Source organism: Aromatoleum tolulyticum, from assembly GCF_900156155.1.
Taxonomy (GTDB): domain Bacteria; phylum Pseudomonadota; class Gammaproteobacteria; order Burkholderiales; family Rhodocyclaceae; genus Aromatoleum; species Aromatoleum tolulyticum.
In genome coordinates, this window is the sequence record NZ_FTMD01000002.1 from 469,609 (window position 1) to 487,245 (window position 17,637).

Here is a 17,637-nt window from a genome sequence, read left to right on the forward strand (position 1 = left end):
CATTTGCCCGCCACGGGCCACCCCAGCAGGCCGACCGCCGCTTCACCTGCTAGATTGAATGAGAGGGAGCTTGCACTGGCCAGCCGTGAGGGAATCGCCATGACCAATCGCTACATTGCGGACATCGTCCAGAATCAGGACCCGTTGATGATGCCACCCGATGCTTCGGTGGCACAGGCCTGCGAGCGCATGTGCGAGCGACACGTCGGAGCAGTGTTGGTCGCCGACCGCTCGCATCACCTGCTCGGCATTTTTACCGGACGCGACGCCGTGCGCATGCTGGGGCAAGGCGGCGATGCTACCCGAACACGGCTGGACGCCGTGATGACGCCCGGGCCGGTCACGATAGCGCCCGACGCCCATGCGATCGACGCATTGCGCCTGATGAGCGACGGGGGCTTCCGGCACCTTCCCATCGTGGAGAGCGGCGAGGTGAAAGCGATCGTCGCACGCTCGGATTTCGAGGGGCTCGAACTGGATCGCTTCGAGGAGGAAAAGGCGCTATGGGAGCGGATCGCCTGAATTCCGGTCGGTGCGCTTGAGGCGCGGGCCGCGGAATCGAGCAGTGTTGGCAGTTCGCCCAGCATGTCCGGTTTCTTCAGGATGCCGGCATGGCAGTGCGAGAAGTCATGGAGCAGCTCGTTGCCAAGTGATTATCACCGCGGAGAAAGCGCCGGATCGTCGGGATTGACTGCTGCGAGCCCCTGCAGGGTCACGTGCGCCTCTTCGGGGGCGCCCGCACGCCGCTGCAGGGCGGCGAGCGCAACGAGGAGTTCTCTGCGCTCTCCGTGACGGCGCGTCGCCTGCCGGAGCAGCGCGACGGCGCGCGCGATGTCGGCACGCTCGGCTACGAGCATCGCGTGCAGCAACGTCGCAGACGGCGAGCCCTCGCCATGTGCGGCCGCGACCTCAAGAACCGCCTCGGCGTCGCTATAGCGCCGCTGACGCACGAGCGACTGGCCGAGCGCTTCATACAGTGCGGGCTCGTTGGGAAAGCGCTCCAGGCCTTCGCGCAGCAGCCGCTCGGCGACCGCTTCCCCGGCGCTCGAGGCGAGCAGCTCGGCGAGCGCACGACGGGCCGGAACGAAGTGCGGATGCCGCGCCACAGCAAGCCTCAGCAGGCCTTCGGCTTCGCCGTGGTTGCCGCGATGGAGCGCGACACGGGCAAGGTTGACCAGCCCTTCGGGTCGGTCGGCGTTCTCGCGTTGCGCTGCTTCATATTCGCCGAGCGCCCGTTGCAGCCGCGAATCCAGTTGCGGATCGGATCGCACGGAGGACCCGAGCAGCGCACCGGCTGCGGCAACGCGCACCGCTCGGACCGGATCGGCGAGTAGCGACCCTGCGAACGCGGCGGCTGCCTCCTGCGGCAGCGCTGCCGCGCCGTACAACGCGCCCAGGCGCACGAGCGGGTCCGCGTCGCGCGCGCCCTCCTTCAACGTGCGTGCGGCGCGCGCACCCGGAAATGTGGCAAGCGCCTGCAACGCGGTCGCTCGCACGATGGCCGGTTGTGCCGCGTCGCGGGCCACGGCGAGAAGCCCCTCAACGGCTCCTGCAGCCGGACGGCGGGCGGCGGCGAATGCCTCACCGTAATGCGGCGCCCGCGTGGGAGCGGCCCCGGTCCAGCCCGTGATCGCTGCCGCCGCCCAGGCTGCATCGCGATCGCGATGGCACGCAGTACAGGGATCGGGCGAGCCGGTGCGCAACGCGACATCCGGGCGCGGAATTCTGAAAGCGTGGTCGAGGCGAGCGTCGACCACCATGTACTCGCGGTGGCCGGCGTGACAGTCGACGCAGCTGGGCACCTTGCCGGAATGGCGATGGTGAGCGACCGACGCGTAGTCCTTGCGGACGAGGCCGGAAAAATCGATGCCGGCACGCACCCGCGCGGAGTCGGGCCCGGTCGGCGAATGGCAACTCACGCACAATGCGTCGCCTCCGGCGCGCAACGCACCCGCGTGCGGTTCATGACAGTCGCCGCACACCAGCCCCTGCTGATGCATGCGGCTTTGCAGCCAGGAGCCCCACACGAAGACTTCGCCTTGCTGACTACCATCGGCAAAGTAGTTCGATTCGGTGAGCAGCACCGGAAGGTACTGGTCGAGAAAACGTTTGCCATGATCGTGCTGAGCCAGCAATGCCGTACGGAAGGCATGACACTGCGCGCAGGCGTCGAGTTGACCCGGGCCGGTGCGGGCGAGCGTGGCATCGAAACCGTTGTTCTTTGCCGTGACGTTTCCCCGCCCGGAACGCACGATATCGAGATGGCGCTTTGCGGGGCCGTGGCAGCCCTGGCAGCCGACGCCGAGGGTCGCAACCAGCGTGTCGTAGCGGTCGGCAGTTGCGTCATAGCGTTTGCGCACGCCGCTTGAATGGCAGGCGGCACACATCGTGTTCCAGTTCGCGCCGGGACCGGCCCAGTGCCTGGCATCGCCCGGCGCCGGCGGCAAGTCGGGGTACAGCGAAAACCAGCGGTTGCGCACCGTGTCCCATGCCACGGTCAGCGCTTGCAGGCGGCCGCGCGGACCGCCCACGAGGTATTGCTGCAGAGGATGGACACCAAAGGTGTGAGTGACGTCCAGGCGCCGCGCTTGTCCGTCCGCGTCGCGTGCGACGACCCGGAACCGGTCGCCGCGTCGCTCAAAGCGCATTTCCGGATCCTCGGGGACTGCGCCGCCGGCGAAGTCCCCGATCACGGTGTCGGGGGCTGCGGGCTGCAACGCCCGCGCATGCTGCGACCCCCTCCACTGCCGCACGACATCAGCGTGGCAGTCGGCGCACCCTGTCTCGTCGACCCAGCCGGAAAGCCCCTCGCGCGTCACGCCAAGAGAGGCGGTCGCGGCTACTGACCACAACGCGACGGCCAAGACCCCGAGTACCCACCCCAGCATGGACCGCAGGGCGCGGCCGGAGATCGACCTGATTCCGCGGATATCCCCGCTCGGTGCTCCGGCCATCGCCCGCGACACTCAGTTGGCGCCGCCAGCGGCGCGCGGCGCGGGAGGGGTCTCCCACTCCGGTTCGATGACGCCGACACGGGCCGCGTACTGGTCATACGCGGAGATCATCTCGCGCAGTTTTTCGGGCTCTGCGGCTGCCAGGTCTTTCGCTTCGGCCGGATCCTTCGACAGGTCGAAGAGTTGCCAGTCGGCCGTCTTGTGCGGGGGCCCCAGGCGAACCAGCTTCCAGTCGCCCTTGCGCAGCGCCTTGTTCGGCCACAGCTCCCAGCCCATCGCATAATCATCGCCGTGGACGCGCGGCGTGGACCTGGTCAGGAGGCCGACCATCGAGCGGCCCAGCTGTTCGGGCACGACACGCCCCGGACGCGGCTGCTCGCGCTGGGCCTCACCGGCGAGTTCGAGGAAGGTCGGCGGCAGATCAAGTACGGACGCGAAGGCGCGGGTACGCCCGGTCAGACCGTCGCGGCCGGGATACTTGATGATCGCCGGCACGCGAACGCCACCCTCGGTTGTCATCCCCTTGTAGAGGCGAGCCGGCAGGGTGCGCGCCGGCGCCCAGCCGTCGGCAACGCTCACGAACGAACGAGGCCGACCCATGTTTTCCAGGCTGAAATCGAATTTCGCCTCGAATTCCCTGGCCTTGTCCTCTCCCGCACGGGCCCAGATCGCGCGGACGTTCTCGGAGTCGGCACCGTTGTCGGACAGGAACACGATGAGCGTGTCGTCGTACTTGCCGGCGGCCTTCATTCCCGCGAACAGTCGGCCGATCTGCTGATCCATCTGCTCGACCATCGCCGCGTAGAGCTCCATCGAGCGCGCCGCGACGCGACGCTGCTCAGGCGTGAGCTCGTCCCACTTCCGGAGGTAGGACGGGAACGGCGGGAGCGTCGCGTCTGCCGGGATGAAGCCAAGACGCTTCATCCGCTCATGGCGTTCGCGCCAAAGCGCTTCGTAGCCGGCATCGTAACGGCCGCGGTAGCGGTCGAGCCACTCTTCGGGCACCTGGAGGGGCCAATGGGGCGCGGTGTAGGCGACATAGCCGAAGAACGGCCTGGCGTCGCTGCGGTGGCGGTCGATCGCTGCAAGCGCACGATCGGTGATCGCTGTCGACGAAAAGAAATTCTCCGGCAGTTGCGTCACCTCCCGGCCATTGTCGCGCCACTGCGACTGCGGCGCTCCCGGCGTGATTCCGAGCCGGTCCGCGAAATGGCTGGCACCGCCCTGCAGCATCGTGAACGAATCCTCGAACCCCTTGCGCGACGGGTCGTCCTCGGGACGGCTGCCAAGATGCCATTTTCCAGCCATGAAGGTGGCGTAGCCACGGCCCTGCAGCCGCTCGGCGATCGTCACGAGGCGCTCGTCGAGGCGGCCCTGATAGCCGGGCTGGTCGCGCTGGTTCGGCGCCTTCGGGCGCTCGGCCATCGTGCCGAGGCCTGCCTGGTGATTGTCCGCGCCGGTCATCAGCATCGAGCGCGTGAGCGAGCAGGTCGGCGCCGCGTGGAAGTCGGTCATCAGCACGCTGGACTGGGCAAGCGCGTCGAGGTTGGGAGTGGCGATCTCGCCGCCCGTGGCGCCGAGATCGTTGAAGCCGAGATCGTCCACCACGACCAGCAGGATATTCGGGCGGGATGCCCCGTCCTGCGCAGGCGACGCGGCAAGCGAGCTCAAAGAGGTGGCGGCGGCAACGGCAAGGCAAACGCGGGATGCTTTTGCGAACAATCGTGACACGGGGGTTGTCTCCTCAACTTTTTATGGATGGTTCGTATGACCAAATGGGCAAAACAGGGACGCGATGCCCCCTCCCGAGCCTCGGATTCCTCGGAACCGGCTCAGGCTGCAACCTGAATGAACATTCACTCTATTGCAAGCGTGTGCACGGGGCAAACGCAGCGGCGCGGATTGGATGCCCGCCGCGAGTCCGTGGGTTGGAAATGTGATGCGACTTGCGGCCCAGGGTCGAGTCGCTACGGGTCGGCGTGGCAGCCCTCTTTTCGCCACCTCGCCCGCGGGGAGAGCAGCGCAGTGATGCCGAGCGTCACGCGCAGGGACCTCCAAGCCCTCGCCCTCGATCGCATCGAAGAAAAGGGGCGCTTTCGGAGCGAATCGCCGGACCGAGACGGCTGAATCACGCGGGGCCGGGCCATGCACACAGCCGGCCCCGCGTGTTTCACACCTTGGTCGGACTCGCGCCGACGCCATAGGGGGCCGGCACCAGGTTGACGATGCGCGAGAACAAGGCCCGGAACTGACCGGTCGGCCCTGACCAGGGGTCCTTGTTGGCCTCGAAGGCGGCATCGATGTCGGCCCAGTCTTCCGCCGCAAGCCCGGTGCGAGCCATCGGGAGAAGCTCGGTTTCCTCACGACTGACGTGGCGCCACGAGGCGGCGAGGTAGGTGCGAGCAGTCGCTTCGAATTCGGGAAAGGCTGCGGCGCCCACCCCCTGGTAATGGACGAGCGCTCCGCGAAGTGCGGCCGTGCGGCGCGCGCCTTCGGCGTGATCGGCTTCGAGCTGGTCGAGCAGTCCAGCCGCCGCGGGGATGCGTTCGCGCATCTTCACGAACAGGTAGTCGTCCTCCTTCGGGTGGTGCAGCTTGTCGGGCACCTCCGTGATGTACTCGATCATCGCCGCCAGCAGCGCGAAGTCGGGTTCGAAATGGCCGTCGCGGATGCCGTCGAGCACGAAGCCGAAGGCCTGCAGCACCGCGCCGAGGGCGCGGTGTTCGTCGTGGATGATGTCCAGCGCTTTCATGGATTCGTCCTTCTATTAATACCGTTCGGGCTGAGCCTGTCGAAGCCCCTGCCACTGCCCTTCGACAAGCTCAGGGCGAACGGGGTATTTGATTGCCGCCTTGATAGTCAGTGCGCGGCGACGCCGAGCCAGCTGTCGAGCAATTCGCGGTCATTGCGCAGCGTGGCGCTGTCGCCCTGGTAGACGGCGCGACCGCGTTCGAGCACCAGCGCCTGGCGGGTCAGCGGCAGGATCTGGCGGGCGTGTTGCTCGACGAGGATCACGGCCATGCCGCCTTCCTCGGTGAGCCGCCGGATGATCGACAGCAGTTCCTGCACGATCAGCGGTGCGAGGCCCTCGAGCGGCTCGTCGAGGAGCAGCAGCTTCGGGTTGAGCATCAGCGCCCGCCCCATCGCAAGCATCTGCTGCTCGCCGCCGGAGAGCTCGTTGCCCATGTTCGCGCGCCGCTCCTTGAGACGCGGGAACATCTCGTAGACGCGCTGCAGGTTCCAGTGGCCGGCGGTCGCGACGACGCTGAGGTTTTCCTCGACCGTGAGCGACGGAAAGATGTCGCGTTCCTGCGGCACCCAGCCGAGGCCGCGATGCGCGCGGGCGTGCGCGGGGACGATGGCGAGGTCTTCGCCCGCAAAGCGCAGCGCACCGGAATGCTGGCGCGCGGCGCCCATCAGGGTGGACAGCAGGGTCGTCTTGCCCATGCCGTTGCGGCCCAGCAGCGCGAGGCTGTCGCCTTCGCCCAGGCTGAAGGAGATGTCCTCCAGCACCACGGCGTCGCCGTAGCCGGCACGCACGTTTTCGAGTTTCAGCAGCTCAGACACTGATCGCCTCCCCCAGATAGACTTCCTTGACCTTCGGATTGTTGGCGATCTCGTCGGGCGTGCCGCCGGTGAGCAGCGCGCCGCTCACGAGCACCGAGATGCAGTCCGCGAAGCGGAACACGAGATCCATGTCGTGCTCGATGAGCAGGATCGTGACGTCGCGCGGCAGCGCAGCGATCGTTTCGAAGAGCTCGCGGCTCTCGGAGGTCGGCACGCCGGCCGCGGGTTCGTCGAGGAGGAGCACGCGCGGCTTCATCGCCAAGGCGAGCGCGATCTCGATCAGGCGCTGCTTGCCGTAGGCGAGGTTGCGCGTCTTTTCGTGCGCGAGATCCAGCAGGCGCAGCGTCGAAAGGAGGCTTGCCGCCTCGTCGACCGCTTCGGCGTAGGCGCCGACCGGGCGCCAGAAGCGCGCGCCGATGCCGATGCGTTCGTTGACCGCCATCGTCACCGATTCGAGCACCGTCAGCTCCGCGAACAGGCGGTTGATCTGGAAGGTGCGGGCGAGGCCGCGTTTCACGCGCTGGTGCTGGGCGAGGTGCGTGACGGTGTCACCGTTGAGGATCACCTCGCCGCTCGTGGGTTCGAGGAAGCCGGTGAGCAGGTTGATCAGCGTCGTCTTGCCCGCGCCGTTGGGGCCGATCAGCGCATGGCGCGCACCGGCTTCGACGTTGAGGCTGACGTCGTTGGTCGCAACGAAGCCGCCGAACTTCTTGACGAGATTACGGGTTTGCAGGGCGTAGGTGGTCATCACTTGTTCCTCCCGAGGGCCGCGCCGAGGCGACGCAGGCCCCCCATCACGCCGTCGCGGGCGAAGAGCACGATGACGACGAGCAGCGCGCCGAGCCAGAACTGCCAGTACTGGGGATTGAGGTCGGACAGCAGGTGGTGCGCGGACATGAACACGATGGTGCCCAGCAGCGCGCCGTAGAGGCTGCCCGAGCCGCCGAGCACGAGGATCAGCAGCAACTCGGCCGAGCGGTTGAAGGAGAGCACGTCGAGGGCGACGAACTGCGTCGTCTGCGCGAGGAGCGCGCCGGCGATGCCTGCGTAGGCCGCACCGATCGTATAGACCGCCGACAGCCGCGCATTGACCGGCGCGCCGATCGCCGGCATGCGGCCGACGTTGAGGCGGATGCCTTTCAGGCTCAGGCCGAACGGGCTATGCACGAGCTTGCGGGCGACGCAGAACAGCACGAAGAGCACCGCGATCGCGTACCAGTAGGCGGTCTTGCCGTAGAGGTCGAACTCGAACTGGCCGAGCACCGGCAGGACTTCCATGCCCTGCAGGCCGTCGACGCCGCCGGTGATGCTTGTGAGCTTGTTCGCGACCTCGTACAGCATCATCGCGACGCCCAGCGTCACCATCAGCCGCGTGAGGTCGGCGCCGCGCAGCACGAGGAAACTCGTGACGTAGCCCAGCACTGCGGTCACGATCGCGGCAGCGACGAGTCCGAACAGCGGATCGCCGTAGCCGTGCGCCGCGAGCAGCCCCGCCGCATAGGCGCCCAAGCCGAAGAAGGCGGCGTGGCCGAGCGACACGATGCCCGCATAACCGAGGATCAGGTCGAGCGACAGGCAGAACAGCGCGGTAATCGCGATCTGCGTCAGCAGCACGAGGTTGTCGGGGAAGATGAAATAGGCGGCAACCGGGATCAGCCAGAACGCGAGTTCGGCCGGCCGCCAGCGGTCCGCGCGCGCGATCGGCGCGAGGTCCAGGGTGAGAGCTGCTTGCATGGAAGTCTCCTTAGCGGGCGGCGCGACGGCCGAAGAGGCCTTGCGGACGGAAGATCAGCATCACGACCATCACCGCGTAGATGACGAAGGCGCCGATCTGCGGCACGTAGTACTTGCCGGCGACATCCACGACGCCGAGGATCAGCGACGCGACGAGCGAGCCCATGATGTTGCCGCTGCCACCGACGGCGACGACGATCAGGAAGTACACGATGTACTTGACCGGGAAGCTCGGATCGAGGCCCAGCATCTCGACGCCGAGCGCTCCGCCCAGGCCCGCCAGCGCGGTACCGAGCGCGAAGGTCAGCGTGAAGATGCGCTCGACGTTGATACCGACGCCGCGCGCGGCGCGGGGATTGTCCACCGACGCCCGCAGCTGCGCGCCGAAGCGGGTGCCGCGGACGAGGCGATTGAGGCCGTAGGCGATCGCGAGGCTCAGCACGATCAGGAAGAGGCGATACACGCCGATATCCAGCCCGGGGAGGTTGATCTGCCCCTGGAGGAATTCGGGCAGCACCATGGGCTGCTGCTGCGCGCCGAAGAAGTAATGCGCGCCGGCGATCGACATGAAGACGAGGCCGATCGAGAACAGCACCTGGTCGAGGTGGGAAGCGGCGTAAAGGCGGCGATACAGCGTGCGCTCGAGCACGACGCCGACGAGCGCGGTCGCGAGGGCCGCGATAGGCAGCGTGGCGAGGAAGGGCACGCCGGCGCGATTGAGCAGCGTCACGCAGACGTAGCCGCCGAGCATCGCGAAGGCACCGTGGGCGAGGTTGACGAAGTTCATCAGACCGAGCGTGACCGAGAGGCCGACACTGATCAGGAACAGCAACATCCCCGAGGCGATGCCGTCGAAAATGACGGTCATGGGATTCTCCTGTTGCGGTTTCGTGGAGTCGCGGGGAAAGGCCGCCGGCCCTTCCCCGCTGCAGGCTTACTGCTTGCCCGGATCGCGCAGGTCCGCGACCTTGTCGAATTCGACGTTCTGCAGCTTGCCGGCAACCTTCTCGACCTTGCGGATGTAGATCGTCTGCACGATGTCGCGGGTCGCAGGATCAATCGCGATCTTGCCCCGCGGGCTGACCCAGCTCATGCCCTTGGCCGCCGCGACGAACTTGTCGCCAGTCGCGTCGCCGCCGGTCTTCTCCAGCGTCTTGGCGATCAGCTGCATGCCGTCGTAGCCGCTCACCGACATGTAGTTCGGGCGGTCCTTCGGGTAGGCCTTGTAGTACGCCTGGACGTAGGCCTTGTTCTCCGGCGAATCATGCACCTCGGAGTACTGCAGCGAGTTGATGATGCCCAGCGCGTTATCGCCGACCGCGTCGAGAATGTCCTCCTCGGTAAGGTCGCCGGTCGCGATCACGCGGATGCCGGCCTTCGCGAGGTCGCGCTCCGCGAAGCCCTTCATGAAGGCGACGGTCTGCTCGCCCGGCGGCACGAAGAGGAAGACGGCGTCGGGCTTCACGTCCTTGATCTTCTGCAGGAAGGGCGCGAAGTCGGGGTTCTTCACCGGCGTGCGCACTTCGCCGACGATCTCGCCGCCGGCCGCGGTAAAGGTCTTCTTGAACTGTGCTTCTGCGTCATGGCCGGGGCCGAAATCCGCGACCAGCGTATACACCTTGCGGATCTTGTTCTTTGCGGCCCAGTCGGCGACCGGCGCGGTGATCTGCGGCAGCGTGTGCGAGACGCGCAGGATGTAGTCGGACTTCGTCGTCACCGCGGAGGCGGCGGCGTTCATGACGATCATGGGCTTCTTCGCCTCCTTCGACACCGGTGCGGCGGCGAACGCCGACGGCGTCAGGCCGAAGCCGGCGAGGATGTCGACCTTGTCCTTGACGACCAGCTCCTGCGCGGCGCGCTTGCTGATCTCGGGCGCAATGCCGGTGTCGTCCTTGATGATCAGCTCGACCTTGCGGCCGGCGAAGGTGTCGCCGTTCTGCTTCAGGTACAGGCGCGCACCGTTCTCGATCTGCTTGCCGTAGGCGGCGAAGGGGCCGGACATCGGCAGCACCATGCCGATCTTCAGCGGTTCGGCGGCGAACGCCGGGGCGGCTGCGCCGAGGGCAACGACGATTGCGGCGACGGTTTTCCTGAATGCCATGATGGATCTCCTCATCTCTCTCTTCGGGGGGCCGGGGACGTTCGCCCCCGGCTCTTTATGAATCTTGTGATTACGCTTTCGGCGCATCCGGCTGCACGGCGGGTGCCGCACGGCGGAAGGCGTCGAGTTCGCCACAGGCGCGGTCGATCGCGACGATGTTCGGATACGGCGTCAGATCGACGTTGAAGCGGCGGGCGCTCTCGACCTGCGGAATCAGATACACGTCGGCGAGCGTCGGTGCGTTGCCGAAGCAGAACGGCCCGCGCGACGTGTCGGCCGCGAGCAGCGCCTCCAGCGCGTCGAAACCGGCCGTGATCCAGGTGTCGCACCACGCCAGCACCGCCGCCTCGTCGCAACCCAGCGTCTTCCGCAGATACTCGAGGACGCGGCGGTTGTTGATCGGGTGGATGTCGCAGCCGACGATCGCCGCCAGCGCGCGCACGCGGGCCCTGTCCTCGGCGTTGGCGGGCAGCAGCGCCGGGGTCGGGTAGCGCTCTTCAAGCCACTCGATGATCGCCGGCGACTGGATCAGCGTGAGGTCGCCCTCCACGAGTGCCGGCACCAGCGCCTGCGGATTCACCGCCTTGAAGGCGGCACCGAGGTGCTCCTCGGTGCGCAGATCGACCGGCACGTACTCGTAGTCGATCCCCTTCAGGTTCAGCGCGATGCGCAGGCGGTGCGAGGTGCCGCTGCGGAAGAAGTTGTACAGCTTCATGGGCATTTTCCCGCTCAGTCCTTCGCGAGGCAGTTGTCGACGTTCCAGCCGTACAACCACTCCATCGCGTCGTAGAAGCGCTCCGGCGTGCGGCCCTTCCACAGGTCGTTGCGCACCAGGCGCTCGACGCCCTTGGCGTGGTAGATGCGGCCCATTTCGCGCGAGGACAGCACGATGCGCGCGGTACGGGCGATGCGCGAACGCTGGTAGAGGTCGAAGGCCTTCTCGAAGTCGTTGCCCTTGACGCGCAGCGCTTCGCCGAGGGTCACGGCGTCTTCCAGCGCCATGCACGCGCCCTGCGCCATGTACTGCGTCGTCGGATGCGCGGCGTCGCCCAGCAGCGTCACGCGGCCGAAGGACCACTGGCCGATCGGCTCGCGGTCGGCGGTCGCCCAGCGCTTCCAGCTCTTCGGCAGGTCGATCAGCTGGCGTGCCTTCGGGCAGATGCCCTGGAAGTAGCTCTGCACTTCCTCGCGGCTGCCTTCGGTGACGCCCCACTCTTCCTTCTCGCGGCTGTGGAAAGTCACCACGACGTTGTACTGCTCGCCGCCGCGCAGCGGGTAATGCACGAGGTGGCAGTTCGGGCCGACCCAGATGCTCGCGGCGTTCCACTGCAGGTTCTCGGGGAAGTCCTTCTTGTCGATCACCGCGCGATAGACGACGTGGCCGGTCACGCGGGCCGGGTCATTGACGAACTGCGCGCGCACGACCGACTTCACGCCGTCCGCGCCGATCAGGGCGACGCCGCGGAAGGCGTTGCCGTGCTGGTCGTACACCGTGACGCCGTCGGCATCCTGCTCGATGCGCTCGACGCGGGTCGAGGTGCGGAATTCGACGCGACCGGTCTCCTGTGCGCCTTCGAGCAGCGACAGGTGCACGTCGACACGGTGGATCACCGCGTACGGGTTGCCGAAACGCTTGCGGAACGCTTCGCCGGTCGGGATGCGGCCGACGAGGGTCTCGTCGAGCGCGTCGTGCATCACCATCTCATCCGTATACACGGCGCGGCCGCGCGCCTTCTCGCCGACGCCCAGCGCGTCGAAGGCGTGGAAGGCATTGGGGCCCAGCTGGATGCCGGCGCCAATCTCGCCGATCTGGTCGGCCTGCTCCAGCACCAGCACGTGGAAACCCTGGCGCACCAGCGCGAGTGCGGCTGCAAGGCCGCCGATGCCGCCGCCGGCGACGATTACGGGAAGCTGCTCGGTCATGTGTGTCTCCTCCATCTCGATCAGGTTCGGCGGAGCGGCCATGCGCTCCGTCCGCGGGTCTTATTCGGCAGCGCCGATCGTCAGTTCGATGTCGCCGACCTTGTCGACGTGGCCGGTGATGCGATCGCCGCTCTTCACGGCGCCCACGCCCTCGGGCGTGCCGGTGAAGATCAGGTCGCCCGGCTCGAGGTGATAGAACTTCGACAGGTCGGCGATCAGTTCGGGGATGCTCCAGATCAGCTGCGACAGGTCGGCGGTCTGGCGGGTCTCGCCATTCACCTGCAGGTTGATCGCGCCCGTGGTCAGCACGCCCAGGTCGCCGATCGGCACGATCTCGGTGCACACGGCGGACAGTTCGAAGTCCTTGCCCAGATCCCAGGGACGGCCCTGCTCGCGGGCCACCAGCTGCAGGTCGCGGCGGGTCATGTCGAGGCCGGCGGCGTAGCCGTAGATCAGGCTTTGCGCATCCGATTCGGTCACGCGGAAGCCCGGCGCGCCGATCGCGACGACCAGTTCCATCTCGTAGTGGTAGTTCGAGGTGCCAGTCGGGTACGGCACGGTCGCGCCGGACTCGACCAAGGTCGACGCCGCCTTCGTGAAGTAGAAAGGCTGGGCGGTTGCCTTGTCGACCGGGCGCCCCATCTCCACGGCGTGGGCGTGGTAGTTGCGGCCGACGCAGAAGATGCGCTTGACCGGGTAGCGGGACTCGATGCCGCGCACCGGCAGCGAATACACCGGCGACGGCGGGAACAGGTATTGGGTTTCGGACATGTCGTCTTCTCTCTGAATCGTTGGAATCGGGGTGTCAGGCGCGGACTTCGTAGACGCCCAGCTTCTTGTGCAGCGGGCTCTCGTCGGCGATGAAGATGAAGGCCGGCTCGCTCGCCGAGCGGTTCTTCAGCGTCACGGGCGTATAGCCGGGCGCGCAGCAGGTATCGGCCGGCGACAGCGCGAACCGGTTCTCCTCCACCGCCACCTCGGCGCCCCCCTCGATCAGGTGGAACACCATCGCCGGCGAACGCGCGGGCAGATTCAGCGTCTCGCCCGGGCGCAGCATCAGCGCGGAGAAGCCGAGGATGTTCTGGCAGTCGCCACCGTTCTCGGGATTGACATAGGCGACCTGCACCGCCTCGATGCCGGGCTGCGTCTCGGCCAGACTCAGCAGCGCGGCGCGCGCATCGGCCCAGGGGTAACGCAGCATCGGGTAACGGCGGGCGCTGCCGCGCGAGAACACCGGCGAAGGCACGACGCCGCCGCGGACGTAATTGCGCTCGAGACGGGTGCCGGTCACCTCCTGCTCCTTGCCTTCGACGGCGTAGGACGTCTCCGTGTAATACACCAGCGGCAGATCCAGCACGTCGAGCCACACCACCGGCTCCTTGCCGTCGTGGCCGTGCTCGTGCCACAGGCCGGTCGGCGTCAGGATCAGGTCGCCGCGGCTCATCGGGCACTTCTCGCCATCGACGGTCGTGTAGGCCCCCTCGCCTTCGACGATCATGCGCACCGCGTTCGGGGTATGCTTGTGCGACGGCGCCCATTCGCCCGGCAGCAGCAGCTGCATGCCGAGGTAGATCGCCGAGCTCGCCTGCATCTTCTCGAGGCCGTGACCGGGGTTCGCCAGCACCAGCACGCGGCGCTCCGCCTTCTCGATCGGGGTCAGCTCGCCGGCCTGCATCAGCAGCGGGCGGAGCGCCTCGTAGGACCACATCACGGGCTTGGTACGGCGGGACGGCGTACCGGGGGGCAACACCGCGCGCAGGCTGGGCCACAGCGGCACCAGGTTTTGCGCGCCGAGCGACTCGCGGTAGGCGAGCGGCAGATCATCGAGACGACCAAGTTCCTGCATTCCTGACTCCTCCATCGGGATATCGCTGCCGGTAAAGTTAAAAACCTTTGCGCCAGATCAAGACGCGCAGCGATTCGTTGTGATGGAGCGCAATTTATCGAGGTATAAATATTCCGTCGATGCAATGCGTGAAATAATGTTAATTCGAATTTCGAATACTCGTCACGCAATGAGCACCCCCGACCTACGCCTGCTGCAAGTCTTCGATGCCGTCCATAAGACCCGCAGCGTGAGCCGTGCCGCCGATCTGCTGGAACTCGGGCAACCCGCCGTCAGCATCGCGCTGGGCAAGCTGCGCGAACATTTCTCGGATCCCCTGTTCGTGCGCACCTCCAGCGGCATGGAACCGACCCCGCTTGCCGACGAGCTGGTGCAGCCGATCCGCACTGCACTCGATGCGCTCGACGCCGCCCTGGGCCACCGCAGCAGCTTCGACCCCGCCACGTCGGAGCGCAGCTTCCGCATCTGCATGACGGACATCACGCACCTGGTGCTGCTGCCGCGCCTGTGGGGCGAGCTGCGCGCGACTGCGCCGGGCATCCGCATCCAGATCGCCCCGCTGGACGACGACACCGGCCGCAAGCTCGAATCGGGCGAAGCCGACCTCGCCGTCGGCTTCATCCCCATCCTGGAAGCCGGCTTCTACCAGCAGGCCTTGTTCCGCCAGCACTACGTGTGCCTCGCGAGCGCCGACCACCCCCGCATCCACGGCGGCCTGACGCGCGAACAGTTCGAGGCGGAAGATCACGCGGTATTCCGCACCACGGGCACGGGCCACCACGTGATCGAGCAGGAAATCGCCCGCCAGGGCATCAAGCGCCGCATCGTGCTCGACATCCCGAACTTCCTCGGCGCGGCCTTCGTCGTCGAGCACACCGACCTGCTGATGACCGTGCCGCGCCGGCTGGGCGAACTGCTGCGCGGGCGCGGCGACTTCAGCGTCCTGCCCGTCCCCTTCCCGCTACCGGAATACACGATCAAGCAGCACTGGCACGCGCGCTTCCACCACGATCCGGGCAATCGCTGGCTGCGCGGCCTGATCGCGAACCTGATGTCCGAATCCGGCCCGCGGGCAACCGAAAGCGAGGGCCGTTAAACCCTTGCGAGCAAGGTCTCGAAGCCCGGATAGGCGTCCGCGGCGATCGCGCACTTGCGCGCATGGTCACCACGCTCGCGCCCGCTGCGCAACGCATCGACGAAACCCTCGCGATCATGCACCCAGGTCCCGCCCACCAAGGTCACGCCGCGCGCGAACAGCGCATCCGGCAGGCAGCCCGCGCTCGGCCCGATCATCGCGAACCAGCGCGCATCGCGACAGAAACCCAGCATGTGGTCGAGGGTGTCGTTGAGCAGCAGCGTGCTGGTCGACAGCACCTTGCCGCACCCGGCCAGCTCGGCGGGATCGAGCGTCACGCGATAGCCGTCCTTGTCGCCCGCGAGATCCGCCTTCAGCTCCACCACCGTGAGCTGCGCGCCGGATTTCAGGATGCGGCCGATGAGCGGCGTGAACAAGCCGATCATGCCGATGCGCTCGCCCGGCTGCGGATCGAGCCCGCCGATCGAATCGGCGCTGGTGTCCGGCCGATATCCCGCGCGGTCGAAGAAGCAGCGCGTCAGGGCGTTCGCCGCCGCGAAGCCCAGCGTGCGCAGGATGCCGCTGCCGCTCACGTAGGCGCGGGCGAGATCGAGCGCATCGGCACCGACGAGCGAAAAGCCGCCCTCCCCCTCGCGCATGCGCGCCAGCGTGTCGTCGAGGAGCACGTAGGAGAGCCCCAGCGAACCGTCGTCGAGCTCCAGCGCGCAGAACTCGCCACGGTCGCCGGGCAACGGAGTGTCCGCTGCCGGCGGCAAATGCAGCGCGCGCACCCGCGGCAGGGAACCACGTGCCGCAAACCGTTCGAGTTGTGCGAGGTAGGTCTCGGCAAAGTTCATGCGGAATGCTCCGGCTGTGGGTCGCCCCGGCGCCGCCCCGCGCGCACTGCGGCGGAGGCCGTCGCCCCGGAGGTCGTGGAATCGCGGTTCGCCTGCGTGCGCAGCGCGCCGGGGAAGAACCGGGCGGTAAGGCTGTTCGATTCGAGCGGCGAATCGGTGTCGACGCCGCCGTAACGGCGCCAGTCGCGCACCCAGAAGATGTCGTCCGCCACTTCGAGAAAACCGATCGTCTCGCGGTCGCCCACCAGCACGCCCTGCACGCGCAGCCCGCGCTCGCGGCGCATCGTCCGCAAGCGCTCGGCAACGTCGGACGTCGCCCCGAATTCGCCATCGGACACGATCACCAGATCGGCCCGCTGCCAGCGCGCTTCCTCCAGCTTCGCCAGCGCGGCCTCGATCGGCCCGCACACGTCGGTGCCGCCGCGAAAGGCCTGACCGAGGAAGCGCGCGAGCCGCCCGATGCCCTCGGCATCGACCGGCAGCGCCATGTCGACGATTTCGCCCGGACCGCCGAAGCTGAATACGTGACACGCCCGTTTCTGCGCGTGGGCCGTGCGCACCGCCTCCAGCACCGCCGCCTTCGCGACCGCCTCGGCGCCACCGCGCATCGAGCCCGAGGTATCGACGCATACCAGCATCGGTCCCATCTCGAAGCGCTTCGCCGGCTGCGGGCGCGGCGTCGGACGCTGCACCGTCTCCTCGTGACGACGGATCTCCTGCATGCGATCGTCGTCCTCGTAACACAGCAGCGTCCGTTCGGCGCGGCGGGCATGCCACACCAGCCGCAGGCGCGGGTGGCCGAGCAGCATCGCCTCGGCCGGCAACATGCGGGCGATGCGATCGGCGCGGTGAATCCCGCGCGTCTCGCCGGGCATGTCGGGCACGCGCACGGTATTGCGTTCCGCGCGATGGGCCGTCGCCTCCTCGATCACCTGCACCGTGACGCACCCGGCTTCGTCCGGCTCGTCCGTCTCCGCTGCGCGCCCGAGGCGGCGGATCAGCTCCGCCAGTTCGGGCAAACGTTCGAGCAACCGGCGGATGCGCACGACCTCCTGCCAGCCCTCGCTACGCAGCAATCCGCGGATGCGATCCCAGCGCGTGCTCTTGGCGTCGTCGGGGATCATGCCGAAAACGTCCGCCAGCTCGTCCATGTCGCCGCAGCGGTCCTGCCAGTCGGCCGCAAACGCATCGACGGCCATCCCGACCGCCTGCACCTCGTCCGCGCCGCGGTCGACGTAATCGACGATGAAATCGATATGGAAGAGGATGCTCATCAGCACCGTGTCCGCGAGCTCACCCTCATCCCGGCAGTAGCGCGCGAGGTCGAGCCCTTGCATCGCCTGCGCCAATCCGCACGCGACGAACGGCGGCGGCCAACTCCACGCCGCGAACGGCGGCAGCGTGCCGGCGACGAGCGCCGCACGCAACGCCGCAAGGGCCGCAAGCCGCGGCTCCACGCTGCCCTGCGCGTTCGTCAGCCCGCCCAGCCACAGGCCACGCACGAGTCCGTCCAGCACCGCCAGCCGGCCTTCCTGCTGCTCGAAAAGCAACGACGCAGGACCCGCAGCAGCGGTGCTCAT

The 17,637-nt window shown here is 67.5% G+C and carries 16 protein-coding genes; 2 read left to right on the forward strand and 14 right to left on the reverse strand.

The features are described 5' to 3' along the window. Positions 1 to 99 precede the first annotated feature (99 nt). The gene (locus BW991_RS04760) at positions 100 to 522 is read left to right on the forward strand and encodes a CBS domain-containing protein (protein WP_076600920.1); all 423 of its coding nucleotides are present in this window, start codon (positions 100 to 102) and stop codon (positions 520 to 522) included. A gap of 134 nt (positions 523 to 656) precedes the next feature. Here the strand turns inward: BW991_RS04760 and BW991_RS04765 are convergent, their stop codons facing one another. From BW991_RS04765 to BW991_RS04820, 12 genes are all read right to left on the reverse strand, one after another. Continuing rightward, the gene (locus BW991_RS04765) at positions 657 to 2,864 is read right to left on the reverse strand and encodes a cytochrome c3 family protein (protein ID WP_170879046.1); all 2,208 of its coding nucleotides are present in this window, start codon (positions 2,862 to 2,864) and stop codon (positions 657 to 659) included. A 102-nt stretch (positions 2,865 to 2,966) separates the two neighbouring features. Beyond that, the gene (locus BW991_RS04770) at positions 2,967 to 4,625 is read right to left on the reverse strand and encodes an arylsulfatase (protein WP_170879047.1); all 1,659 of its coding nucleotides are present in this window, start codon (positions 4,623 to 4,625) and stop codon (positions 2,967 to 2,969) included. Between the two features lie 499 nt (positions 4,626 to 5,124). Next, on the reverse strand, positions 5,125 to 5,706 hold the full coding sequence (locus tag BW991_RS04775; RefSeq protein WP_076600923.1) for a hemerythrin domain-containing protein: 582 nt from the start codon (positions 5,704 to 5,706) through the stop codon (positions 5,125 to 5,127). A gap of 107 nt (positions 5,707 to 5,813) precedes the next feature. Beyond that, positions 5,814 to 6,521, reverse strand: a complete 708-nt coding sequence (locus BW991_RS04780) for an ABC transporter ATP-binding protein (RefSeq protein ID WP_076600924.1) — start codon at positions 6,519 to 6,521, stop codon at positions 5,814 to 5,816. After that, entirely contained in the window at positions 6,514 to 7,269 is a 756-nt protein-coding gene (locus BW991_RS04785; RefSeq protein WP_076600925.1) for an ABC transporter ATP-binding protein, read from the reverse strand. The genes BW991_RS04780 and BW991_RS04785 overlap by 8 nt, the downstream gene beginning before the upstream one ends. Continuing rightward, on the reverse strand, positions 7,269 to 8,255 hold the full coding sequence (locus BW991_RS04790) for a branched-chain amino acid ABC transporter permease (RefSeq protein WP_076600926.1): 987 nt from the start codon (positions 8,253 to 8,255) through the stop codon (positions 7,269 to 7,271). The genes BW991_RS04785 and BW991_RS04790 overlap by 1 nt, the downstream gene beginning before the upstream one ends. A 10-nt stretch (positions 8,256 to 8,265) precedes the next feature. Then, entirely contained in the window at positions 8,266 to 9,123 is an 858-nt protein-coding gene (locus BW991_RS04795; protein WP_076600927.1) for a branched-chain amino acid ABC transporter permease, read from the reverse strand. 66 nt (positions 9,124 to 9,189) lie between these two features. Next, a complete protein-coding gene (locus BW991_RS04800) occupies positions 9,190 to 10,356 on the reverse strand; it encodes an ABC transporter substrate-binding protein (RefSeq protein WP_076600928.1) in 1,167 nt (388 codons plus the stop codon). Positions 10,357 to 10,426: 70 nt separating this feature from the next. After that, positions 10,427 to 11,071, reverse strand: a complete 645-nt coding sequence (maiA, locus tag BW991_RS04805; RefSeq protein ID WP_076600929.1) for a maleylacetoacetate isomerase — start codon at positions 11,069 to 11,071, stop codon at positions 10,427 to 10,429. Between the two features lie 14 nt (positions 11,072 to 11,085). Beyond that, complete coding sequence (locus BW991_RS04810) at positions 11,086 to 12,321, reverse strand: 3-hydroxybenzoate 6-monooxygenase (protein WP_244551613.1); 1,236 nt, start codon at positions 12,319 to 12,321, stop codon at positions 11,086 to 11,088. An 18-nt stretch (positions 12,322 to 12,339) separates the two neighbouring features. After that, positions 12,340 to 13,050 (reverse strand): fumarylacetoacetate hydrolase family protein, encoded by a 711-nt coding sequence (locus BW991_RS04815; RefSeq protein WP_076600930.1) that lies wholly within the window; start codon positions 13,048 to 13,050, stop codon positions 12,340 to 12,342. A gap of 34 nt (positions 13,051 to 13,084) precedes the next feature. Beyond that, positions 13,085 to 14,125 carry a cupin domain-containing protein gene (locus BW991_RS04820; protein WP_076600931.1) on the reverse strand — a complete coding sequence of 347 codons (1,041 nt, stop codon included), beginning with the start codon at positions 14,123 to 14,125 and terminating at the stop codon, positions 13,085 to 13,087. A gap of 169 nt (positions 14,126 to 14,294) precedes the next feature. Here BW991_RS04820 and BW991_RS04825 point away from each other — a divergent pair, with 169 nt between their 5' ends. Continuing rightward, the gene (locus BW991_RS04825) at positions 14,295 to 15,221 is read left to right on the forward strand and encodes a LysR family transcriptional regulator (RefSeq protein ID WP_076600932.1); all 927 of its coding nucleotides are present in this window, start codon (positions 14,295 to 14,297) and stop codon (positions 15,219 to 15,221) included. Here the strand turns inward: BW991_RS04825 and BW991_RS04830 are convergent. Both BW991_RS04830 and BW991_RS04835 read right to left on the reverse strand, forming a co-directional pair. Then, entirely contained in the window at positions 15,218 to 16,057 is an 840-nt protein-coding gene (locus tag BW991_RS04830; protein ID WP_076600933.1) for a Rossmann-like domain-containing protein, read from the reverse strand. The genes BW991_RS04825 and BW991_RS04830 overlap by 4 nt on opposite strands. Then, positions 16,054 to 17,637 (reverse strand): VWA domain-containing protein, encoded by a 1,584-nt coding sequence (locus tag BW991_RS04835; RefSeq protein WP_076600934.1) that lies wholly within the window; start codon positions 17,635 to 17,637, stop codon positions 16,054 to 16,056. Before BW991_RS04835 ends, BW991_RS04830 begins: the two co-directional genes overlap by 4 nt.